The sequence below is a fragment of the Nisaea sp. genome, assembly GCF_040217065.1.
In the GTDB taxonomy this organism is placed as follows: domain Bacteria; phylum Pseudomonadota; class Alphaproteobacteria; order Thalassobaculales; family Thalassobaculaceae; genus Nisaea.
In genome coordinates, this window is the sequence record NZ_JAVJNX010000009.1 from 361,327 (window position 1) to 382,975 (window position 21,649).

22 protein-coding genes are annotated in these 21,649 nt (G+C 59.5%); 7 read left to right on the forward strand and 15 right to left on the reverse strand.

Features of this window, described 5'->3' with window-relative positions; translation table 11 throughout:
• Positions 1-96: 96 nt before the first annotated feature.
• Both RH950_RS14015 and RH950_RS14020 read right to left on the reverse strand, forming a co-directional pair.
• Positions 97-1,386 (reverse strand): homoserine dehydrogenase, encoded by a 1,290-nt coding sequence (locus tag RH950_RS14015; RefSeq protein ID WP_350057769.1) that lies wholly within the window; start codon positions 1,384-1,386, stop codon positions 97-99.
• Between the two features lie 131 nt (positions 1,387-1,517).
• Entirely contained in the window at positions 1,518-2,846 is a 1,329-nt protein-coding gene (locus RH950_RS14020; RefSeq protein ID WP_350057770.1) for an OmpA family protein, read from the reverse strand.
• A 216-nt stretch (positions 2,847-3,062) separates the two neighbouring features.
• Between RH950_RS14020 and RH950_RS14025 the strand changes: the two genes are divergently transcribed.
• Both RH950_RS14025 and RH950_RS14030 read left to right on the forward strand, forming a co-directional pair.
• Positions 3,063-4,862 (forward strand): PHA/PHB synthase family protein, encoded by a 1,800-nt coding sequence (locus tag RH950_RS14025; RefSeq protein ID WP_350057772.1) that lies wholly within the window; start codon positions 3,063-3,065, stop codon positions 4,860-4,862.
• Positions 4,863-5,149: 287 nt separating this feature from the next.
• Positions 5,150-6,103, forward strand: a complete 954-nt coding sequence (locus RH950_RS14030; protein ID WP_350057774.1) for a calcium-binding protein — start codon at positions 5,150-5,152, stop codon at positions 6,101-6,103.
• A gap of 77 nt (positions 6,104-6,180) precedes the next feature.
• Here the strand turns inward: RH950_RS14030 and RH950_RS14035 are convergent, their stop codons facing one another.
• Positions 6,181-6,693 (reverse strand): gamma carbonic anhydrase family protein, encoded by a 513-nt coding sequence (locus RH950_RS14035; protein ID WP_350057776.1) that lies wholly within the window; start codon positions 6,691-6,693, stop codon positions 6,181-6,183.
• Positions 6,694-6,904: 211 nt separating this feature from the next.
• Between RH950_RS14035 and RH950_RS14040 the strand changes: the two genes are divergently transcribed.
• Positions 6,905-8,113: an MFS transporter gene (locus RH950_RS14040; protein WP_350057777.1), complete on the forward strand. Its 1,209-nt coding sequence runs from the start codon at positions 6,905-6,907 to the stop codon at positions 8,111-8,113.
• Here RH950_RS14040 and RH950_RS14045 read toward each other — a convergent pair.
• Positions 8,110-9,354, reverse strand: coding sequence for a class I SAM-dependent methyltransferase (locus tag RH950_RS14045; RefSeq protein WP_350057779.1), 1,245 nt, complete (start codon positions 9,352-9,354; stop codon positions 8,110-8,112). The two genes, RH950_RS14040 and RH950_RS14045, sit on opposite strands and share 4 nt — an antisense overlap.
• Positions 9,355-9,603: 249 nt before the next feature.
• Here RH950_RS14045 and yghU point away from each other — a divergent pair, with 249 nt between their 5' ends.
• Entirely contained in the window at positions 9,604-10,461 is an 858-nt protein-coding gene (yghU, locus tag RH950_RS14050) for a glutathione-dependent disulfide-bond oxidoreductase (RefSeq protein ID WP_350057781.1), read from the forward strand.
• 415 nt (positions 10,462-10,876) lie between these two features.
• Here yghU and RH950_RS14055 read toward each other — a convergent pair whose 3' ends face one another.
• The gene (locus RH950_RS14055; RefSeq protein ID WP_350057783.1) at positions 10,877-11,188 is read right to left on the reverse strand and encodes a hypothetical protein; all 312 of its coding nucleotides are present in this window, start codon (positions 11,186-11,188) and stop codon (positions 10,877-10,879) included.
• 321 nt (positions 11,189-11,509) lie between these two features.
• Between RH950_RS14055 and RH950_RS14060 the strand changes: the two genes are divergently transcribed.
• Positions 11,510-11,677 (forward strand): DUF3012 domain-containing protein, encoded by a 168-nt coding sequence (locus RH950_RS14060; RefSeq protein WP_350057785.1) that lies wholly within the window; start codon positions 11,510-11,512, stop codon positions 11,675-11,677.
• Between the two features lie 20 nt (positions 11,678-11,697).
• Here RH950_RS14060 and RH950_RS14065 read toward each other — a convergent pair whose 3' ends face one another.
• The 7 genes from RH950_RS14065 to RH950_RS14095 form a co-directional block, all read right to left on the reverse strand.
• A complete protein-coding gene (locus RH950_RS14065; RefSeq protein ID WP_350057787.1) occupies positions 11,698-12,615 on the reverse strand; it encodes an NAD-dependent epimerase/dehydratase family protein in 918 nt (305 codons plus the stop codon).
• 96 nt (positions 12,616-12,711) lie between these two features.
• The gene (locus tag RH950_RS14070; RefSeq protein WP_350057789.1) at positions 12,712-13,563 is read right to left on the reverse strand and encodes a shikimate dehydrogenase; all 852 of its coding nucleotides are present in this window, start codon (positions 13,561-13,563) and stop codon (positions 12,712-12,714) included.
• Positions 13,564-13,676: 113 nt separating this feature from the next.
• Positions 13,677-14,495: a hypothetical protein gene (locus RH950_RS14075; RefSeq protein ID WP_350057791.1), complete on the reverse strand. Its 819-nt coding sequence runs from the start codon at positions 14,493-14,495 to the stop codon at positions 13,677-13,679.
• A 201-nt stretch (positions 14,496-14,696) separates the two neighbouring features.
• Positions 14,697-15,155: a 30S ribosomal protein S9 gene (gene rpsI, locus RH950_RS14080; RefSeq protein WP_350058536.1), complete on the reverse strand. Its 459-nt coding sequence runs from the start codon at positions 15,153-15,155 to the stop codon at positions 14,697-14,699.
• Positions 15,156-15,197: 42 nt separating this feature from the next.
• A complete protein-coding gene (gene rplM, locus RH950_RS14085) occupies positions 15,198-15,656 on the reverse strand; it encodes a 50S ribosomal protein L13 (RefSeq protein ID WP_350057793.1) in 459 nt (152 codons plus the stop codon).
• Positions 15,657-15,846: 190 nt separating this feature from the next.
• On the reverse strand, positions 15,847-16,758 hold the full coding sequence (locus RH950_RS14090) for an aldose 1-epimerase (protein ID WP_350057795.1): 912 nt from the start codon (positions 16,756-16,758) through the stop codon (positions 15,847-15,849).
• Positions 16,755-17,183, reverse strand: coding sequence for a PaaI family thioesterase (locus tag RH950_RS14095; RefSeq protein WP_350057797.1), 429 nt, complete (start codon positions 17,181-17,183; stop codon positions 16,755-16,757). Before RH950_RS14095 ends, RH950_RS14090 begins: the two co-directional genes overlap by 4 nt.
• A gap of 95 nt (positions 17,184-17,278) precedes the next feature.
• Between RH950_RS14095 and RH950_RS14100 the strand changes: the two genes are divergently transcribed.
• On the forward strand, positions 17,279-18,373 hold the full coding sequence (locus RH950_RS14100) for an NADH:flavin oxidoreductase/NADH oxidase (protein ID WP_350057799.1): 1,095 nt from the start codon (positions 17,279-17,281) through the stop codon (positions 18,371-18,373).
• A 27-nt stretch (positions 18,374-18,400) separates the two neighbouring features.
• Here the strand turns inward: RH950_RS14100 and RH950_RS14105 are convergent, their stop codons facing one another.
• Both RH950_RS14105 and RH950_RS14110 read right to left on the reverse strand, forming a co-directional pair.
• Positions 18,401-18,793, reverse strand: coding sequence for a hypothetical protein (locus RH950_RS14105; RefSeq protein WP_350057801.1), 393 nt, complete (start codon positions 18,791-18,793; stop codon positions 18,401-18,403).
• A gap of 748 nt (positions 18,794-19,541) precedes the next feature.
• Entirely contained in the window at positions 19,542-19,910 is a 369-nt protein-coding gene (locus RH950_RS14110; RefSeq protein ID WP_350057803.1) for a hypothetical protein, read from the reverse strand.
• A 107-nt stretch (positions 19,911-20,017) separates the two neighbouring features.
• Here RH950_RS14110 and RH950_RS14115 point away from each other — a divergent pair, with 107 nt between their 5' ends.
• Positions 20,018-20,881, forward strand: coding sequence for a dimethylarginine dimethylaminohydrolase family protein (locus RH950_RS14115; RefSeq protein ID WP_350057805.1), 864 nt, complete (start codon positions 20,018-20,020; stop codon positions 20,879-20,881).
• 12 nt (positions 20,882-20,893) lie between these two features.
• On the opposite strand, the gene RH950_RS14120 is transcribed toward RH950_RS14115, so the two are convergent.
• Entirely contained in the window at positions 20,894-21,613 is a 720-nt protein-coding gene (locus RH950_RS14120; protein ID WP_350057807.1) for an HAD family hydrolase, read from the reverse strand.
• Positions 21,614-21,649: the final 36 nt, after the last annotated feature.

The following is a 21,649-nucleotide window of genomic DNA, read 5'->3' on the forward strand; positions in this document are numbered from 1 at the left end:
GCGCGCCTGGCGTTTCCCTCTCGGCCATAATTGTCGTCCTTTTTTCGTCGTCTTTGTTTTGATAAATCTTTGTCCGGCGCCTTCGCTAACCGGAAATCAGAAGTCTTCTATCCGAATCTGCCTCGGCTCTTCCAGTACGCAATCAAGCCGCGCCAGTTCCTCGAACGACGCCTTGATCGCCGTTTCCGACGTCTCGTGCGTGGTCAGGACAAGCGGCACGGCCTCGTCCGGGTTGCGGGCTCTCTGGATCATCGCCTCGATCGAGACCGCATGATCCCGGAAGACCGCCGTCACGTCGGCGAGCACCCCCGGCCGGTCGATCACCATCAGGCGCAGATAATAGCACCCCGTCAACGATGAGATCGGTGCTGTCCGGGCCGCAGACAGCTTGCTTGAATCAAGACCGAAGACAGGCACCCGGCGTCCGGCAGCAAGATCAACCACATCGGCGATCACAGCGGATGCCGTCGGTCCGGCACCGGCACCGCGTCCATAGGACAGGGTCGTGCCGACGGCACTGCCTTCCGCGACAACGGCATTGAACACATCCTCGACCTGGCCGATCGGCGTCTCCGCCTTGACCATGCAGGGATGCACCCGCTGCTGCACGCCGTCGTCGGTTTCCTCGGCGATGCCGAGCAGCTTGATCCGGTAGCCGAGTTCCTCGGCAAAGGCGATGTCCTGCGGCGATACGTGACGCACGCCTTCGACATGGACATTCTCGAAATCGACATGATGCCCGAAAGCGATGGCGGACAGGATGGCGAGCTTGTGGGCCGCATCGATCCCGTCGACATCGAAGGACGGATCGGCCTCGGCATAGCCGAGCCGCTGCGCGTCGGCCAGGACATCCTCGAACGGTCGGCCGGTCTCGCGCATCACCGACATGATGTAATTGCAGGTTCCGTTCAGAATTCCGTAAACCCGCCTGATATGATTTCCGGCCAGCCCTTCGCGCAGAGACTTGATGATCGGGATACCGCCGGCGACGGCCGCTTCGAAGCCGAGACCGACATCATTCTCTTCGCAGAGTTTGGCAATCTCCGAGCCATGATGGGCAATCAGCGCCTTGTTTGCTGTAACGACCGACTTGCCCGATTTGATCGCACCGAGCACGAGATCATAGGCGACACCGTCGGAGCCGCCGATCAGTTCGAGCACGCAATCGACATCTTCACGGCCTGCGAGCGCCACCGTGTCATCGAGCCAGTCGATACCGGCCAGGTCGATGCCGCGATCCCGGTTCCTGTCCCGGGCCGAGACCGCCGCCAGTTCAATCGGCCGCCCTGCTCGGGCGCTCAGCATCTCCGCGTCCGTCTGCAGAATGCGCGCCGTCTCCGCCCCGACAGTTCCCAGTCCGGCGATTGCTACTCTGAACGGCTGCATGGATGGATTCTCCCTAACGGACTTGCGCCACGGGCAGCCACTTCAGTGACCCTGTGTCGCACCGGTTTCGACGCACAGCCCGGCAGCGAAACCGCCAGGGCCCCGCTTTCATACCCCGCAGGGAGCCCGGGTCAATAGATGAGATAGATTTCTGCCCGACGATTTTCCGCTTCGCCGGCCGGCATCGCCTCGGAGGATACCGGCTGGCTGTCGCCAACAGCGAGTACGGAAATCCGGTCAGGCGGCGCACCGGCATTCACCAATGCTTCGGCAACCGCGTTTGCGCGCTGCAAGGAAACTTCGAAATTTACCAGCTTGTGCTCGAACGGATCCATGTTCCGGGTCCGGCTCGACGCATGACCAACAATCTCCACGCTCGCATTGTACTCGCGAATCAACGAGACCAGTTCCCGGACGACACCCTGATCCGCGCTGGAAAGCCGAGCTGACCCCGTTGAAAAGCGAATGACGCCAGCTTGGTATGAACCGCCGCCGGCTGAATAGGTACCGGCATTTCCAGGCAGCGCACTCTCGTCAACAATCACACTCGGATCATCAAAATTAAACGCCCCGCCATCCGGAATGGTGAGCGTCAGGGCGCCCGTGCCGACTGCCGCCGGCGCTATCTCCGCAGGCGCAGAAACCTGTGCGGGAACAGGTTCCGGTGCCGCCGGAGCCTCGACAGGCGGCAACATGGCTTCCGTCGCGGGCTGCACCGCCTCTGACGCCGTATCCAAAGGCTTGGCCGCGACCGTATCGTCACCGGTAGCATTGGATTGTGACAGGCGCTCGTAGCGGGATCCGGTGGCTCCTCCAGTGCGCGGCAGATCCGCACGGCTCTTGCGCGTTGTCGGCTCACCGACATTTGCGCTTGTCACCGGGCGATCGCCGGCCGACACCGGTGCCGGCGAATTTGGCCACAGGCTGGAACGCGGCGAACCGGTCCCGGCATCCGTCACAGCCCGCGACGGCAGAGACTGGACCACAGACTTTGCAGGTTCTTCCATCTGCTTGGTGGCTTCGTCCGACGCGGTCATCCGTACAGGTTTGATGGGCTCCTCTGCGACAACGTCCTCGGTGATCGGGGACGGAGCGGCAGGGATCGTCGGCTGGACCTGGGAAAGCGAGCCTGCGCTCGCATCCGAGACGGATGGTTTCGCCGCACTGTCGTCATACTGTGCGTTCGCCCTGTCGGCGACCAGCTCCTCCTTGATAACCGTCCGTTCGACGGCAGACGTACGCGGCGTTGGATTCGCCGGAACGGACGCGACATTCGGATAGGTGCCGGTGTCCCCTGTGCTTTCGGAATCCGAATCGTCAAACCAGCCGCCGACGGCGTCCGCCGAACTATTGTACCATTCGACCGGATTAAGCGCGTCCGGCACCGACGAGCACCCCGCCAGCGTCAAACTCAACGCAGTGGCCAGACACAAAGCCGATTTGCGACGCTCTTTAATCATTCCCGTCATCCTTCAGAACCTCCGACCCTTGAGTCGGCCTCACAAGATACCTGCCACCGGCGGAAAACATACCGCGGTCGGATTTACCATAGTTGCTTTGAAAAACACAGATTACTATCTGCTTTTGTGGCCTAGGATCTTTGAATCGACACATTATCCGCTTACTACTGCTACTATGCTTTTTCACGAATTAAGCGGCGATGAGTGAGGTAGGGGATGTCCGAGCATTCGGAGGAGATGAAGCAGATCGACCCGGTTGAGTTCGCCAACACCATGCAGGACATCGCGACACGATCGCAAAAGCTCATGGGCGACTTCATGGAGCGCCAGAAGCTTGAGGGCGAAAACGCCGAGTCCGGTCAGCAGCATCTGACAGACGCCTTCATGGCGCTGACAAACCAGATGATGCACAATCCCACCAAGATCGTTCAGGCCCAAATTGACCTTTGGCAGGGTTACATGGACATCTGGAACCGGTCCGCACAACGCTGGCTCGGAAATGACACTGACCCCGCTGTTGAAGCGGACCAGGGCGACCGGCGGTTCCGCGACGATGCCTGGCAGGAAAACGTCGTCTTCGATTTCATTAAGCAGAGTTATCTTCTGACCTCGCGCTGGACGCAGGATCTCGTCGGGGAGACCGAAGGCCTCGACTCGAAAACCCAACAGAAGGTCGATTTCTACACGCGGCAATTCGTTGACGCCATGGCGCCGACGAACTTCCTGATGACCAACCCTGAAGTCCTCCGGACCACGATGGAATCCCGGGGCGACAATCTGGTCCATGGACTGCAGAACCTGCTTGATGACCTGGAGCGCGGCAAAGGCAAGCTGTCGATCCGGATGACCGATCCCGATGCTTTCGAAGTCGGCAAGAACCTCGCCACCACACCGGGAAAGGTCGTCTACCAGAACGACCTGATGCAGCTGATCCAGTACACGCCGACGACCGAGAAGGTCTATCGCCGGCCGCTGCTGATCGTGCCGCCGTGGATCAACAAGTTCTACATTCTCGACATGCGGGAGAAAAACTCCTTCATCCGCTGGGCTGTATCCGAGGGCTTCACGGTCTTCGTCGTGTCATGGGTCAATCCGGGCGAGGATCTGAGCCGGAAATCCTTCGAGGACTACATGCTCGAAGGCCCCCTCGCCGCTCTCGACGCCATGAAGCAGGCGACCGGCGAGGAAGAGGCAAATGTCATCGGCTATTGCATCGGTGGCACCCTGATGGCGGCCACACTGGCCCATATGACGGCCAAGAAGGACGAGCGCATAAAATCGATCACCTTTTTCACGACCATGGTCGATTTCGAGGAAGCCGGAGAGCTCGGTGTCTTTATCGACGAAGTGCAGCTTGCCGCGCTTGAAGAGAAGATGAACAAGCGCGGCTATCTCGACGGCTCCGAAATGGCCACGACCTTTAATATGTTGCGCGCCAATGACCTGATCTGGTCGTTCGTGGTGAACAATTACCTGCTCGGCAAGGACCCTTTCCCTTTCGACCTGCTTTACTGGAACTCTGATTCAACCCGGATGCCTGCGGTCATGCACAGTTTTTACCTGCGCAAGATGTATCAGGAGAACAAGCTGATCGAGCCAGGCGCCCTGACGCTCGCGGGGACACCGATTGATCTCACCACGATCAAGACTCCGACATTCATGCTGTCGACCAAGGAAGATCATATCGCCCCCTGGAAATCGACCTACCGGGCGACACAGATTTTTTCCGGCCCGGTCAAGTTCTGCCTCGCTGGCTCCGGACATATTGCCGGCGTGGTCAACCCGCCCAGCGACAAGCCGAAATACGGTTACTACAGCAACAGCCGTAAGCCGAAGTCTCCTGAGAAATGGCTTGAAGGCGCCACCCATCATGAAGGTTCATGGTGGCCGGAGTGGGCGAAATGGATGTCCCGACACGGCGCCGGGAAAGTCGACGCTCGGGTTCCGGGGGACGGCAAACTGAAAGTGATCGAGGACGCGCCCGGGAGTTACGTCAAACTGAAGGCGAAGGCCTGAACAAACCACGCCTCAAGACTATTTCTCCGATCATTCTCACGAAGCACAAAGATGCCTCCGAACAGCGGGCGTTGAGCATCTGTGAAAAAAATCACATGACGGCTTTCTCTTTCGCACACCAAAATTAACCAACGACAATCAGGTTTTTGAATAACTTGAATTGGGATTGCCAGAATCCCGAAATTAAAGCGCATAGAATAAACCTAAAAAGCAATGCGATAAATCTTGATCCGAATTTAAAGCCATAACCTTATATCACTTACCGTTCGCTTCAGAATGAGGGTGATATGGATACCGAATTTAAAGAGAACAACTTTCTGAACCTTGATGGCTATGTGAGTCTCTCCCACCGAGAACGGGATGACGACGATGATCATAGATCTAATCGGGGACGCGGGAACAACGACCATGACGACCCGGCTCACGACGACGATGATGATGATGACGAGGACACCGTGTCGTCATCAGGATCAGGCTCTTTCATCGATACGATTGATGAGGACGAGTTTTCGGACGTGTCATGGCTTCCGCCGGGGCTCAGGGACGGCTTGCCTGGCCATTTCGGGGAAGGCATCTTGCCACCCGGGCATGGCGGCTCGGTTCCGCCAGGTCAGTTGAGGAGACATTCCGGCACGGACGATGACGACACGATCAGCGGAGATATCGGCGACGATTCGCTCGACGGCGGATTCGGCAACGACACGCTCTCCGGCGGCGACGGAAACGACAGCATAGATGGCGGAGATGATTCCATCAGCGGCGACGGTGATGACATCATCTACGGCAATACCGGCGAGGACACGATCCACGGAGGTGATGGTGGTGATCTCTTGTTTGGCGGCCGTGACGACGACAGGCTGTTCGGAAATGCAGGCAACGACACGATTGCAGGCAACGGCGGGGAAGACGCGGCGCACGGCGGCCAGGGTGACGACATCCTTTTCGGCGGCGACGGAAATGATGCGTTGAACGGCGGTGCAGGCAACGACGTTCTCGTCGGCGGTGCTGATAGGGATCTCTTTGTCTTTGAAGGCACGTCGGGCAATGACGTCATCATGGATTTCAATGTGTCTGAAGACGATATCGCGATTGCATCGTCAACCGGCACGACCGGATTCGAGAGCATGCAGGTGGCGGAAACCGAAGCGGGAACCACACTGACCCTGTCGAATGGGTCCACGATCCAGCTTGTCGGAGTCAATGCGACAAGCGTAAACGCCGACGGCTTTATCTTCTTCTAGGTGAAGGCCGTCACCGGTATCCGGCTTTGCCGCCGGCCGGATACCGATACTGGATCACTCTCCATGCAGGAGGTTTCTCAGAGATAGTCCTGCGCCAGCTCCCAGTAATGCACAGCGACATAGGCGAGGTACTTCTTCTCGTCCTCGGTCAGATCGCGGGCATGCCGTCCCGGATTGCCCATCCAGAGCTGTCCGGTACGGACGATCTTGCCGGGTGCAATCAGCGCGCCCGCAGCAACCATCGCCCCGCTCTCGACCACGGCACCATCCATCACCGTCGCGCCCATACCGACGAAGGACCTGTCCTCCAGAATGCAGGCATGGATGATCGCGGCATGGCCAATGGAGACATCGTCACCGATTTCCGTGCCCAGCCCCTTCGAGCTGACATGCACGATCGTGCCGTCCTGGACATTGCTGCGGCGGCCGACCCGGATCGGGTTGTCGTCTCCCCGAAGGACGGCGCCATACCAGATGCTGCTTTCGGCGCCGACCGTTACATCGCCGATCAGCGCGGCTGTCTCCGCGATGAAAGAAGGAGCGGAGACGCTGGGCGTCTTCCCTTTCACGCGTCTTAGAAGTGCCGGCACTTCAGTCTCCCGAATTCCTGAATGAGTTTTCACATCCTTAGCCGAGTCCCGCGCCGATTGCAGCATCAAGGCTTGAATTGTCCCTGATGCGAGAGCAAAACCGCTCCACCAGTTCCGATGTCGATGTTGGACTTTCAATGAAAACAGAATTGCAGTGCGCCGGTCAGGTCGATGCGGGGGCATTGACCGATCCTTGCGCGGACGCCCTGACATGCTGAGCCGCAAATGGCGCAACATCGCGCTGCTGACCTCTTGTCAGGTTCTCGCCATGACCCTCTGGTTCAGCGGCTCGGCGATCATACCCGGGCTCCGCCAGGAAATGATCCTGAGCGACGGGCAGGCAGCGGCCATGGCCAGCGCCGTCTCATTCGGGTTCGTTGCCGGCACCCTGACGAGCGCCTTTTTCACCCTGGTGGACCGGGTCCGGCCGCAACATCTCTTCATGCTCGCGTCATTGACGGCAGCGGCCGCCAACCTGGCCACACTTGTGATCGACCCGGTCGGCCCCTGGATGACGGTCCTGCGATTCGTCGTCGGCGTCTGCATGGCCGGAATCTATCCGGTCGGCATGGTTCTGGTTTCCTCCTGGACCGAGAAAGACCGGGGTTTGCTGGTCGGCCTGCTCGTGGCGGCGCTGACCCTGGGGTCGGGCGCACCGCACCTGATCGATCTGTTCGGCGGCCTGGACTGGCGCTTTACCATTGTTGCCAGTTCGGCGCTCGCCGCCGTCGCCGGCTTGCTCTGCCTGCTGTTCGAACCTGGCCGGCCCTTCGGCAAGGCAGCAGCCTTCAAACCCGGACAGATGCTTCAGGCCCTGACGGACCCGGCGCTGCGGCTCGCGAACTTCGGCTATTTCGGGCACATGATAGAGCTTTACGCCGTCTGGGCCTGGATCGGCCTGTTCCTGGCATCTAGTCTCGCTGTCTATCCGGCCACCGAGAACGCACCGGAGCTGGCGAAGCTGCTCGCCTTCACCATGATCGGCTCAGGCGCGGTCGGCAGTATTGCGGGCGGCCTGCTCGCCGACCGTATCGGCCGGACCTGGCTCACCATCGGTGCCATGACAATCAGCGGAACCTGTTGTCTTCTCGCAGGTTTTGCGTTCGGCATGCCGACCTATATCCTGGTGATCCTCTGTGTCGTCTGGGGCATTTCGATCGTCGCCGATTCCGCCCAGTTCTCGGCCAGCGTCATTGAATTGTCACCGCCCGAATATGTCGGCACGATGGTGACGACGCAGACCTGCATCGGCTTCATGCTGACCATTGCAACGATCCATGCCGTGCCCTTCCTGGTCGACTGGCTGGGCTGGAGCGGCGCCTTCGTGCCGCTGGCCGCCGGCCCGTTCCTCGGCGTCCTGGCCATGGCGAAATTGCGTGCCATGCCCGACTCCGTCCGACTGGCGCATGGCCGCCGCTAGCGCGGAATCGGCGTCATCGAGAGAACCATTTCGCCAATACCGTTCATGCCGTTGAATACCAGCGCAAATTCACGCTGAAAAGCACGCCAGCTCAGGTTTCCGGGCAAGGTGCGGTGGATCTGCTGCAACGTCTTCTGGCCATCGATCGCCCTCAGGATCGGCGCGGAATATTCCGTGGCAGGCAATGTGATCTGCCGTGTCAGCGGGCCGCACCGCATGGCGATACCGAAACGGCCATTTTCCACTGCGGGCGCGAGGCCGGCCGGGATGCTTGCCATGATCGGGATTGCGGATTTCTCTCCGAGCAGACGGGCCGCGTCCGGCCGCTGGCCGGATTTGACGACATAAAAGTTATGCATGGCGATATCGCCATGGAACAGCTCCGCGAAGATGCAGCGATCGATCCAGGAGAGTTTTGCCACCCGCTCACGCAGGGCGGGATCGCCGATATGGGCTGCCGGCTCATAAAACAGCGACGGAACGAAGGCCGCGATATCCAGCCCGGCCGCGTTCATGATGTCGCGCAGTTCAGCAACGGTAAAAGCCCGGTCGGCCGGATTGAGATACCGGTCCGCAACCTCGACATCCGGCTCGTTCGCAGTGTCCTTGAAGATGTCGTTGCGCCGATGCCAGTTGGTTCCCGGCAGGGCGGCCAGCAAGGAACGGGCGGTTTTAACATCCTCTTGCGCTGCGCCGGCGAGCTGGAGCATCTCCTGGACATGGTAGACACCCGTCCGCCCCAGTTGACCATAGGCCATGATCCCCATGCCGCCGCCCGGCGCCAGCCGCGACGCCAGCACATCGACAACCTCCTGCTGATTGCCGACGTGATTGATGACGCCGCAAAAATCTATGTAATCGAAAGGCTCCGGCTCGAGATCCGGCAGGTCCTGGATCCGGCCGGTATGGAACCGGACGCCATCGAGCCCGAGTTTACGGCATCGTTCTTCCGCAATCTCGCGGGAGCGCGTCGACAGGTCGATATAGACCAGCCGGGCCGGGCACCCGAGCGTCGCCAGCTGGCGCCCGAGACCGACAATGGCATCGCCCGTCCCGCCTCCGGCGACCAGCACCCGCATCGGCTTTTTGAAATCCCGGCGCCCGCCGAAAATGTAGTGATTGATGAATCTGAGATCGCCCGGAATGCCAATCAGCGTCTCGTCGCCGACGATCCCTGCAGGGCGATAGGGATAGGGATGGGTTTCATAGAATGCCGTAACACGAGACTGGTCGAAGGACATGGATTCTCCTCACGCGAACGGTACCAAGCCGCCCTGTCGCAAGGAGGCTATCGCGCTGGATTGCGGAAGGAAAGAGAGCAGCGGAAACGCCGGCCAATTATCCCGCGTAACTTCTCCATGAAACGGAAACAGTCCGTTTCCCGATGCGGGAATCCCCTTTTTAACCTTGTCCAAATGTGGCCATCTCCCATTTGGGAAAGAACCGGGGCGTCGGCCCGGGCCTGCAAACACTGGAACGGATGAGGCTTCATGAACGACCAAACGCCCTACACACCTCCGAAAGTCTGGACCTGGGACAAAGAGAATGGCGGCAAGTTCGCCAGCACCAACCGGCCGATCGCCGGTGCCACGCATGACAAGGAACTTCCGGTGGGCGACAATCCGCTGCAGCTCTATTCGCTGGCGACGCCGAACGGCGTGAAGGTGACTGTCATGCTCGAGGAACTTCTCGCGCAGGGTCACACAGGCGCGGAATATGACGCCTACACCATTCGTATCGGTGACGGCGATCAGTTCGGCAGCGGTTTTGTCGCGATCAACCCGAATTCCAAGATCCCGGCCCTGCTCGACCGCAGCACGCCGACGCCGACCCGGGTCTTCGAGTCCGGCGCAATCCTGCTCTATCTCGCCGACAAATTCGACGCCTTCATCCCGAAAGATCCGGCAACGAGGGCCGAATGCCTCAACTGGCTGTTCTGGCAGATGGGAAGCGCGCCCTATCTCGGCGGCGGCTTCGGGCATTTCTATGCCTATGCGCCAGAGAAATTCGAGTATCCGATCAACCGCTTTGCCATGGAAACCAAGCGCCAGCTCGACGTCCTGGACCGCCGCCTTGCCGAAACGCCCTACCTCGCAGGCGACGAGTACACGATCGCCGATATCGCCGTGTGGCCGTGGTATGGCGTCCTGGCCCAGGGAAAGATCTACAATGATTCCGGCACCTTCCTTGAGGTCGACACCTACAAGAACGTGCAGCGCTGGACCAAAGAGATCGCTGCCCGCAAGGCCGTACAGCGCGGACGCGTCGTCAATCGGGTCTCGGGTGATCCGAGCGAACAGCTTGAGGAGCGGCATTCCGCTGCCGACATCAACAAGCTCGGCCTTTAAATGCGGGAAATTTTTTCTCAGAAACGCCGCCGGGCCAAGAGTTCGGCGGCGGTTCTGCGAAACGCTCGACCCCTTCCACGGCAAACAGTCTGTCCGGCGCGGTCATGATAGCGAAGGCAGCGGATAATCAGACACTCTTCCGTTTAGGGCGGCCCGGCCGTCGGATGTATTAACACAGTCAGTACAACTTGTTCCTTCAACGAGACAGGCGGCTGATCACGAAAAAGGACTTCGCGAACTCGAACATTCCATCCAGACCAGACACCTGGACTTCCTAGACACCGTATGGACAGCGGAGCATTCGAATCACTCCCGTGACTCCCACGCTCCCACTCTGAGGCCAGCGACAAACCGGGTCGCCGACCACGTTAGGGACGACCGGGTTTTCCCGCCCGGATAACCTTCAAGGTGCGTGTCATTTGCTGGTGCCTTTGAGCACATCGCGCACGATATCAAGAACGATCCCGGTCGCCTTCTCGATCAGCACCACGTCCGTCCCGGCGATCAGCCGCTCCGTTCCCGGCACCGCCGGCCCCAGTCGCGCCGTCAGACCGGGCGGTAACGGACGTCCGGACAAACCCGGCGGCAGCGGCTCGCCACGGTCCAGACGTTTCTGCAATCCGGGCGGCAGCTTCCCGTCCTTCGCACGGCCGGTCGCCGTTCCTTTTCCCGGTTTTTTGCCCTTGGCTTTCCCTTGGTCCTGGATGTCGTCTCCGGCTGGCCCCAAGAGGGTTCCTACTAAATCGGTGATGACCTGGATATCCTGTTGGGAAAATCTGGCACCGGACGGTGCCTGACCCGCATTTGCCAACGACGGTGACGCCGCAAGCGCGCATGTCATCACGGCAATAAGCAGAAACCTCATAGCGTGCCCCTTTCATCCACTGGATGTTCTTCCGTATAATGCCGGTACCCGAATGACCGTAACGCCAAATTCACTGGTGTGCTCAATAACACCGATTCAAAACCATAAATTCTGATTTAATAGATATCCAAATCGGCAGTCAGGTGCGCTGCGAGCGGATGATTTTGCAAAAGGACTGATTCCATGGGCACGAAACTGAAGATCTTACCGGCCATCCTGCTCTTTGCCGGGCTTGCTGGCTGTTCCCCCGAAATCGGATCGGACGCCTGGTGTGCGGACATGAAAGAAAAGTCCAAAGGAGATTGGACCGCTAACGAAGCCACCGACTTCGCCAAACACTGCCTCGTTTAGCGCTCTGAAACGTCGACCTACTACTCTGCCTGATCGGTCGCCGCGTAGCATCCATGTTCAATTTCGTCGATCAGGCTGGGCGATTTCGGCGCCCAGCCGAGTTCCGCGCGGGCGCGGCGCGCCCGGACCCGGCTGTTTGACCCCATCGTGTCGTTTGCCGGCCCCTCGCCCCAGTACTCCGTGGCCTCCGCGAGGGACATGTCGACGGTGCCGCCGCCGAAGCCGAGCATATTGCTGATCGCGGTGCAGACCTCCCGCATCGCATTCTCGCCATTCTCGGCAAAGAAGAACGTCCCGGCCGGGGCATTCTCAAGCGCCAGAAGATAGAGCTCGACGAGGTCGCGGATATGAACGTTGGACCAGACATTGCTGCCAGGGCCGATGTGACGCGCCCCGCCCGTGCGCCGCGCGAGATCGATCAGCCAGGGCACCTGCATGCTGTCGGGACTGGCACCCAGTCCCGCTCCGTAAATCAGGCTGGGGGCAATGATCACGGTCCGCACACCGCTTTCCGATGCCGCCAGAATGTCCCGGTTGAGCGCGACACGCGCGGCCCGGGCCGGAGACGGCTCGAACGGCGTATGATCGTCATATACCGTCGGCGCGTACCTGCCCCCGTCCCGCCGGCCGACAATGCTCGATCCACTGGTATGGACAAAGGTCTTGCCGCTTCCCGCCAGTGCCTTGAGCATGGTCTCGGCGGCCGGCCGGTGGTCCGCGCTTGCCGCATTCACGACAGCATCGGCGGCCAGCGCCTCCCGAGTCAGAAGTGCACTGTCATCGAGTTCCCCGACAACCGGATCAATGCCCAGCGCCCGAACCAAGGACGCCTTCTCCTGCGAACGCACCAGCCCGCGGACCGTCAGACCATCCCTGAGGAAACGCGTCGCGACGGACCCACCGATATACCCGCTTGCTCCAGTCAGAAAGATATTCACCTGATCTCCCCCGCAAATCCTTTAGTTTTTTCCTGGCCCACTGCTGCCGAAAGCTTTGCCTGACCTTACCTGCCGCGCGGAATTCCGGCGGCATCGTCACGATCCGAAGCTGTCGAAAACGGCGCCCATTCGATCGACATCCGCGGTCGCTCCGGTGAAGAGTTCGAACGCCCTTACCGCCTGCATGATAGCCATACCGCGGCCTGACATCGTGACACATCCCATTGAGCGCGCGGCTCTGAGCAGCGCTGTCTCGAGCGGAAAGTAGACGATATCGACCACCCAGGGACGTCCCGCCAGCAGATCCTGCGGTACCGACATGCCCGGGTACCGAGCCATTCCCATCGGTGTGGCATTGACGATGCCATCAAAACCGTGACCGGTCAGATCATCCGGGTCGAGCAATTCGACTGACATGTCCGGCCAACCGCACCGAACATCCTCGGCAAGACGGACTGCGGAAGCCGCATCCCTGTCAGCCACGACAAGGCAAGACACTCCGGTCTGCGCCAGGGCCATACCGACGGCGCGGCCGGCCCCGCCGGCGCCGGTCAGCAAGACGCGACCAAGAGGCTGCCCCGCCATTTCCGAGACGAACGCATCATGGAACCCGAGGAAATCGGTATTGTAAGCGTGCGTCAGACCATCCTGAAACACGAGCGTGTTGGATGCGCCGACACGAGACACCTCCTCCGACAGGACGTCAACATGCTCCAGGACGCGCTGTTTGTGCGGATGGGTGATATTGACACCGGTAAATCCGGCGGCCCGGACTCTGGCGAGTTCCACGCCAAGATCGGCAGCGGATTCCCGTTCGGTATCGATCAGATCATAGCGGTAATTGATGCCCTGCGCGGCGCCTTCGGCTTCATGCATCGCCGGAGTACGAGAAGATCCGATCCCGTTGCCAATCAGGCCGACAAGGACTGCGCCGTCGCGTCTCTCCATGACAACCCCACTCCGCCGAAGCAACAATCAGATTCCATTAAATCACTGTCAGCGGCACTTCCGCCCCTGTTCAACCTGCAATCGCAGCACTCACAGGTCCCATACGCATTCTCTCACCGAAATTTCACCAGGGACTGCTCGACAACATCGTTCTGGCCGTCATATTCAAGTGAGACATAGGAGCGCTCTGGGTGAAGTTTGAGATATCGATCATCCTCGAAAATCCCGGAATAGCGCTCCTCATAAAGGGTTTCAGCAAACCGGTAGAGCTCCCGATCGAGCCACGATCTCTCGTGCAGCCTCTCGAGCATGACATCCGTGATATCGCACTCCACTTCGGCAACCTGGAACCGCGGATAGATAAAGCCCTCAAGACCAACAAAGCCGGCCAGCAAGGACGCGAACTCGGAAAACCTCTCCTGCAACCCAAAGAACGCCAAATCGGACTCCATACGACGCTTCGCCCTGGCGAGAGATCGTTCAAGATCGTCATCTCCGGCCTGCCAGCCGATCAAGTGCGTCGCATGATTGAACGCAGCGGGGCCGAGGCCCTCGAGTATCTTCTCCGGATTCCAGCGAGCCCCCGAATTGCGGGCCGTAACATGCTGCAAAAGCGAGGTACCTCTGCTCACGGGGTCCCGCAAAACGGTGAAATAGGCCGTGTCTTCATCATCAAAACGGCGCTTCGGGGGGGAATGGGAGAGCACGATGCGGGCGGTCGCCTCATCACCGGGCTTCACTTCATCCCGCGAAAAGGCGCCGGCCTCATTGAAGACAGTGTCGCCCCGAATGGTCGCAGCCGCTTCGAGCAGATAGCGCGTAGTTGTTCCGCCGCATTTCGGCACATGCAGGAAATGAAGCCGACGCCCGCCACGGCAGAGATTCTTGTCTTCGGACGCGTTGACCAGCGATTTTTCGGCATCAATCCTCACGCCACAGACACTCCGTCAAATCCATTGCAATCGTCAGTTCGCCAGGTGCCGGGCCAAACTTCGTCAAACAGGACAGGTCCAGTCATCAAACCCGGCCAGCCTGCCGGGAACATGGTACCCGACATCACACAACGCGCTGGTTTGAAAAGACAAAAAACGCGGCACAAGGCCGCGTTTTTCCGTCGAATATGCTGTAACGCCTTAACGCTTGGAGAACTGGAAGCTCCGGCGCGCTTTCGCCTTACCGTATTTCTTACGCTCGACCACACGCGAGTCACGGGTCAGGAAGCCGACCTTCTTCAGCGGCGGGCGCAGGCCCGGCTCGAAATAGGTCAGTGCCTTGGAGATACCGTGACGCACGGCACCGGCCTGGCCGGAAAGGCCACCACCGGTGACGGTGCAATAGACGTCGAACTGCTCTTTGCGCTCCGTCACGTCGAACGGCTGGTTGATCACCATGCGCAGAACCGGACGGGCGAAATACACGCTGTCATCCCGGCCATTGACGACGATCTTGCCGGTACCCGGCTTGATCCAGACACGGGCGATCGCGTTCTTACGCTTGCCGGTGGCATAGGCGCGGCCGAACTTGTCGAGCTTCGGCTCAGCTTTCACCGCCTCTTCGGCAACGTCCTGCTTAAGAGCCTCGAGCGCTTCCATGCCTGCGCCTTCGTTGGTCGCTTCAGTCTCAACGGACATGGCTTACCTCTTGTTCTTCGGGTTCATCGCGGCGACGTCCAGCACTTCGGGCTGCTGCGCCTCATGCGGATGCTCGGTACCGGAATAGATACGCAGGTTGCGCATCTGGTCGCGGGCGAGCGGACCACGGCTGATCATCCGCTGAACGGCCTTCTCGAGAACCCGTTCCGGATGCTTGCCGTCCAGGATCTTGTCCATGGTGCGGGACTTGATGCCGCCCGGATAACCGGTGTGCCAGTAGAAGGTCTTGTCGGTCCGCTTGTTGCCGGTGAGCTTCACCTTTTCAGCATTGATCACGACGATGTTGTCGCCACAATCCATGTGCGGGGTGAAGGTCGGCTTGTGCTTGCCGCGCAGGTAGTTGGCGAGGACGGAGGCGAGGCGGCCCAGGATCATGCCTTCGGCATCGACGATCCACCACTTCTTCTCGATCTCGCTCGGTTTAGCCGAGTAAGTACGCATCTCTTTAACCATCCAGTGATGCTGCGAAAACTAATAGCCGCACGGAAGCCGGAGCCCCCTGCAGCGGTCGGCGTAAAATACGGATGCGCGCAGTGAAGTCAAGCGCGAAAAAGCGCTATTTTTCAATAGCTTTACAGTAACGGTATTATATTACCGCATACGTAAGTCGTTTTACAACCGAATGAAAGACTTAGCGCTTGTCGATACCCGGTCGAAACCTCATTGACGCGGCAATGCTTTCGCCCGGCAAAACAGCCTGCATGCCGGTTTCGGCAACACCTGACGCCGCAAGATTGATGGCGTCGATACAGTGCGTGACGGGCTCCACACAGAAGAACGGCCTGCCTTCCGGCGTGAAAAGAATGGCATGGGCGAGCGTATCGCTGCCGTTGATTTCAAGGCTGAGTCCTTCGGCCGGCCAGCGCACCTGCGCATGGCCGCCCCAGCCCCCGAAACCGGTATCAAGCCCGCGAACCAATACCCGTCCCTGCCCCCCTGAGAATTCCAGATCGCCGGGAACAGTCTCCGGCCCTGCAGGAATAACACCGTCAACCGCTGGCCAGATCGAGTCGAAACGCGTTTCCAGCATCGGACCGCCCCGCCAGGGCAGATAAGGGTGATGACCAAGCCCGCCCGGCATGGATGTCGCCCCTGTATTTTCCAGCGCCATCGAAATGCCGAGCGTACCACCGGCCAGATCGAGTACCTGCCGGGCCCTGTAGGGAAAAGGCCAGTCGTCGCCCGGATAGGCATAGGAGAGCTCGGCGCGGGTATCAGAAAGGGCATCCACGTTCCACGGCACCGCGCGGCCATGGCCATGGATGGCATGCGGCGCGCTCTTCTCCGTCACGGCAATTGTGTGTTCTTCACCATTCCAGACGAAATGACCGTCCCGGATACGATTGGAAAACGGCACCAGGGGAAAGCTGCCCCATGCGGTTGATCCGCCGCCAGCAGCACCGGAATGCGGGCGCGGCACGAACCAGTCCGTCCGTGCCCCCTCAGCCTCGCTCCAGAAAGCAGCGATGCGGCCGCCTGCTTCCGGCAGGATCTCGACGTTCAGGAGGCCGTCGGAAAGCCGGATGACAGTTTCAGCACTCACTTCTGGTCACGAGGCGGAATGGAATAGGTCGCCGTCACGTGACAGACCGGATCGTCCTCCTCCCCCGCGCTGAACAGGGTGACTTCCCCATAGGCCAGCCGTTTTCCGCATTTCAGCAACCGGCCTTCGGCGACCAGGTCGGCCGGTTTCGGACGGCGCAGGAAATTGGCATTCAGGCTGGTGGTGACGGCAAGTTTCACGATACCGATGCGCGACAGCACGCAGGCATAAACCACCACATCCGCCAGCCCCATCATGACCGGGCCGCTGACCGTGCCGCCGGGCCGCAGGAAATCCTCCTGATACGGCAGCACCGCACGTGCCGTTCCGTCCCCGATTTCCTCGAACCTGATACCGTATTGGCCGACCGCAGGGACTTCCTCCCGCGCGATCCGGTCCATTTCGGCATTGCTCAACTTCGTCATTACAGTCTCCCCCGGGCGCGCGATGCCGATATTGTTGTGTGCATTCGGTAATTTACGCATCAGCATGTGCGCCTGGAAAACTAGGATAGAGCCCCATGAGCAGTCATCTCTTTTCCCCCATCACCTTTCGCGACCTGACACTGGATAACCGGATCGCCGTTTCCGCCATGTGCCAGTACGCGTCCGAGAACGGATCCGCGAATGACTGGCACCTGATGCATTACGGCAACCTCGCCATGGGTGCCGGCGGACTGCTGATCACCGAGGCGACGCATGTTTCCGCCGAAGGCCGGATCTCGCCGAATTGCCTTGGTCTCTATTCCGACGAGAACGAAGCAACCATCAAGCGCTTCGTCGATTTCTGCAAAAAATACGGAACGGCGAAACTGGGCATCCAGATCGGCCATTCCGGCCGGAAAGGCTCGACAAACCCTCCCGGCAAGGGCGGCAAACCGGTCGCCGAAGGCGAAGGCCGCTGGCAGACCCTCGGCCCCTCCCCGCTTGGCTATGCCGACTGGCCGGCACCGCTCGGCCTCGATGATGCCGGGCTGGCCAAGGTAAAGGCGGAGTTCGTCGAGACCACCATCAGGGCGGACCGGGCCGGTTTCGATCTGGCCGAACTGCATGGCGGCCACGGCTATCTGCTGCACCAGTTCGTCTCACCCCTGAGCAACCAGCGGACGGACGATTATGGCGGCAGTCTGGAGAACCGGTTGCGCTTTCCGCTCGAGGTCTTTGAGGCCTGCCGCGCCGTCTGGCCCGCAGGAAAGCCCTATGCAGTCCGGTTCTCCGCCACCGACTGGGTTGAGGGCGGCTTCACGCCGGAAGAATCCGTGATCTATGCCAAGGAGCTGAAAAACCTCGGCTGCGATTTTATCGACGTGACAACCGGCGGCCTCGATCCGCGCCAGCAGATCGCGGTCAAGCCGGGCTACCAGGTTTTCCTGGCCGAAAAGGTCAAGAAGGAAGCCGGCATTCCGACCATGGCGGTTGGCATGATTGTCGGTGCGCGGCAGGCGGAGAGCATTATCGCCGGTGGCGAAGCCGACATGGTCGCGCTCGCACGCGGGGTGATGGATGACCCGCGCTGGGTCTGGCATGCGGCTCAGGAGCTGGGCGAGAGCATCCCCTACCCCGCGCAATATGCCCGTTGTGCGCCCAATGTCTGGCCGGGTGCAGCACTGAAATGATCAGGCGGGCATGTAAATCAAAATCCCTCAACCCGTCGTAAACGGTGCGCTGTTCTGCTGGAAAAGCCATCGAACCGCGTCCTGCCGGCTGGTGAAGACTTCAAACGTTATCGTCGAGGCCAGATCAGCCCTGGCAATGAATGCTCGTATGAGCAGAAACTCAGGATTTGACTTGGTGGCCACAGCCGTTCGGGCGCCATCACCCCGGCTCGCAGCGAATCTGGCACCGTTCGCTGCAACAATCTTGAACTCGTCTGCTGAGAACCCCGACAGATCGGCAGCCATGAAGTTCCAGAGGGCAAGTTTCTTTGGCGATTCTGGATAATAACCGGAGACCGCTTCAAATACATCGCTCGGCCTGACCGTCTCCAAGCCGACAAACTCCACAAAAGTTCCATGATCTTCAATCTGGATACCCAACGGAAATCTCCAGTTTCCAAATTAGTCAGCAACCGACGGACAGGACGGCAGGTTTGCCTTTTGCTGAGTCAAGATAAACGTGTCTTATGGTCGGGCAATGGACTTCTGCGCCAGGCGATTGCTTCATCCCTGGTGAAGCAGGCTTCATGCTCCACGGGAGACAACGCGCTCGTCAGGTTGCTGCAAGCCTGCAAAAGCTGACGCTCGGCCTGATTGCTGACCACAATCGCGTTACGCGCTTTTGGTCGTCAAGTTCTGAAATTATTCGGCCCTGAAGAAGGAAACCCGTGCCCCGAGAAAATTCCAGAGAGCCCATTCTATCGGGCCATTTGTGTGATGGGATACGGAGACGGCGGTTACTTCATCCACTGACAGGTTGCAGAGCCCACAAATTCGACAAAGTCACCATGCTCACGGACATTCACCGGCAATTCCTGAACTCTCCAAGTTTTTTCAAGTAGATTAAATCGGCGGTCCGGACATCAACCACGGAAGCAGACGCGTCTCACCGGGCGCTCCATACGCAATATCTGAGGAGGCAAACGCTTGCAGAATGAAACCAGCCAGTTCCGCTAGGCGCCGATGAAGCATGCGCAGGATGTATTTCTCTTCCTAGAGAAACTGTCCAGTGAGTGGCCTGCCAGGTATCTGGCGGATCTTGATTTTAAGAAAGATACACCCAGTCGGCCAAATTTTCAGAAAGCCTGACCGGGCCCGTGTCGGGCTCCGTCCCCTACGCCCTTTTTGGTCATTCTTCCTGTAGCCACTGAATGGAAGATTCGCGTTCAGTGAAAACTTTAAAAATGACAGGGGATTCCGCACCTGCCCGGGCGACATACGCCTGCATCAGAAAATATTCCATTTTAGATTTAACAACGATTGCCGAGCGTGCGCTCCCACCTCTTTTCTGGGCAAACCTGGCACTATCGCTCGCAACGTCCTTGAACCTATCTGCTGAGAACCCGGAGAGATCAGCGTTGAGGAAATTCCAGAGCACGTTAGTTCTGGGCGATCCCAAGAAATAGTCCGATACGGCTTTGTACACCTCGTCCGGGCTTAGGAACCCCGCCCCCAGAACCTCAACAAAATCACCATTGTCGACAATCTCAATCGCCAAGAACTTTTCCCATATTCGCTGATAGGTTTGGTTCAACATATGCGCTATTGAGACCCCGTTCACTTGAAATTGAAAGACCGCTCATACGGCGAACCGGAGACATGCGCATGCAGAATGAAACCAGCCAGATTCGCCGGGTTTTAATGAAGCATGCAGAGCAAGCATTTGTTTCTCAACAAAAACTGGCTTCTGAATGGCACGCCCTGAATTACCTGTCTCAACCTGACTTCTTGAGAGCCTGCGCCCAGTCGGATGCGCTAGCAGAGATCCTGACCGGGCTTGGCTGCTCGATTGAATGGCTTGGCGCTGACCAGACAGTTGGAATCGATTCCATCTATGTGCGCGATAACGCCATCGCCAGCGACCAGGGCATGATCCTCTGCCAGATGGGCAAGGAGGCAAGGCGGCCGGAACCCGCCGCCATGGCTCCGGGGCTGGAACAGGCCGGCGTTCCGCTACTCGGCCGAATCGACGGCAGCGGAAAGATCGAGGGCGGGGACCTGATCTGGCTTGACGGGGATATCCTGGCGGTCGCCGACGGCTATCGGACAAATGCGGAAGGCGTCCGCCAGTTGAAGGAGTATCTCGGGGCTTCCGTCTCGGAGATCATCACCGTGCCGCTGCCGCACTGGAACGGCCCCGGCGACGTGCTGCACCTGATGTCCTTCATCAGCCCGATCGCACCGGACCTTGCGCTGGTCTATTCCCGGATGATGCCGGTCTTGTTCCGCGAGTGGCTGCAACAGCGCGGCATCACCCTCATCGAAGTGCCCGACGAGGAATATGACAGCATGGGCTGCAATGTTCTGGCCGTTGCTCCGCGGGTGGCGGTGATGCTGGAAGGCAATCCGGTGACGCGCAGGCGCCTGGAAAAGGTCGGTGTCGAGATTCATACCTATGATGGCTCGGAAATATCCGCCAAGGGCTGCGGCGGTCCGACCTGCCTGACCCGCCCGCTCGAGCGGGGCTGATCGGCTTCCGGGTCAGCCGACTTCGCGGGAGGGAATGTCCGGGTTGGCAATTCCGAGCAGCCCCGGCAATTCAGTCATATCGCCGAACAGCTCATGCACGCCGACGGCGGCGAGCCCTTCCGGGTCATGGGGGCCATGATACCCGAAGACCCGCATGCCGGCCGCGATCCCCGCACGGGCTCCGACCGGACTGTCTTCCACCACCACGCACCGCTCCGGCGCCACCCGCATGCGTTCCGCGCAATAGAGATACAGATCGGGCTCGGGCTTCGGAATGCCGACCATATCCGCGGAAAAGATCCGGCCGTTAAAATGCCGTTTCAGATTGGTGACCCCGAGGGTCACGTCCATCTTTTCCACCGGGCCGTTACTGCCGACACAGATCTTCATTCCGGCATCGGCGATCACCGCCAAGGTCCGGTCGATCCCGGCAATGGCACGGAGTTCCTTGCGATAAAGAGCAAACTGCTTGGCATAGATTTTGGGAACCCAGTCCTCACCGAGTTCCCGGCCGATCATCGCTTCCACATCCTTCTGGATGAATGTCAGCTTGCCACCCAGAAACTGCTTGAGCGCATCCTCGGCCAGAATCGGCACACCGGCCTCGGTCATGGCTTCAGCGGTGCAGCGGTTGGCAATCGCCTCGCTGTCGACCAGCACGCCGTCGCAATCGAAAATCACGAGTTCACATTCCATGAAATCGGTATAGCAGCCGGGAACGGGACTCGTCATCAAATGTATCGAGACAATTTCACCTGGAAACATGAA

Excerpts from the sequence above, each read along its gene's own strand:
- RH950_RS14070 (WP_350057789.1), bottom strand. The coding sequence starts at position 13,563 with ATGGAGAGACGCGACGGCGCAGTCCTTGTCGGCCTGATTGGCAACGGG.
- RH950_RS14100 (WP_350057799.1), top strand. The coding sequence starts at position 17,279 with ATGAGCAGTCATCTCTTTTCCCCCATCACCTTTCGCGACCTGACACTG.
- rplM (WP_350057793.1), bottom strand. The coding sequence starts at position 15,656 with ATGCGTACTTACTCGGCTAAACCGAGCGAGATCGAGAAGAAGTGGTGG.
- RH950_RS14020 (WP_350057770.1), bottom strand. The coding sequence starts at position 2,846 with ATGATTAAAGAGCGTCGCAAATCGGCTTTGTGTCTGGCCACTGCGTTG.
- RH950_RS14040 (WP_350057777.1), top strand. The coding sequence starts at position 6,905 with ATGCTGAGCCGCAAATGGCGCAACATCGCGCTGCTGACCTCTTGTCAG.
- RH950_RS14045 (WP_350057779.1), bottom strand. The coding sequence starts at position 9,354 with ATGTCCTTCGACCAGTCTCGTGTTACGGCATTCTATGAAACCCATCCC.
- RH950_RS14120 (WP_350057807.1), bottom strand. The coding sequence starts at position 21,613 with ATGACGAGTCCCGTTCCCGGCTGCTATACCGATTTCATGGAATGTGAA.
- RH950_RS14025 (WP_350057772.1), top strand. The coding sequence starts at position 3,063 with ATGTCCGAGCATTCGGAGGAGATGAAGCAGATCGACCCGGTTGAGTTC.
- yghU (WP_350057781.1), top strand. The coding sequence starts at position 9,604 with ATGAACGACCAAACGCCCTACACACCTCCGAAAGTCTGGACCTGGGAC.
- RH950_RS14030 (WP_350057774.1), top strand. The coding sequence starts at position 5,150 with ATGGATACCGAATTTAAAGAGAACAACTTTCTGAACCTTGATGGCTAT.
- rpsI (WP_350058536.1), bottom strand. The coding sequence starts at position 15,155 with ATGGAAGCGCTCGAGGCTCTTAAGCAGGACGTTGCCGAAGAGGCGGTG.
- RH950_RS14015 (WP_350057769.1), bottom strand. The coding sequence starts at position 1,386 with ATGCAGCCGTTCAGAGTAGCAATCGCCGGACTGGGAACTGTCGGGGCG.
- RH950_RS14060 (WP_350057785.1), top strand. The coding sequence starts at position 11,510 with ATGGGCACGAAACTGAAGATCTTACCGGCCATCCTGCTCTTTGCCGGG.
- RH950_RS14095 (WP_350057797.1), bottom strand. The coding sequence starts at position 17,183 with ATGACGAAGTTGAGCAATGCCGAAATGGACCGGATCGCGCGGGAGGAA.
- RH950_RS14115 (WP_350057805.1), top strand. The coding sequence starts at position 20,018 with ATGCAGAATGAAACCAGCCAGATTCGCCGGGTTTTAATGAAGCATGCA.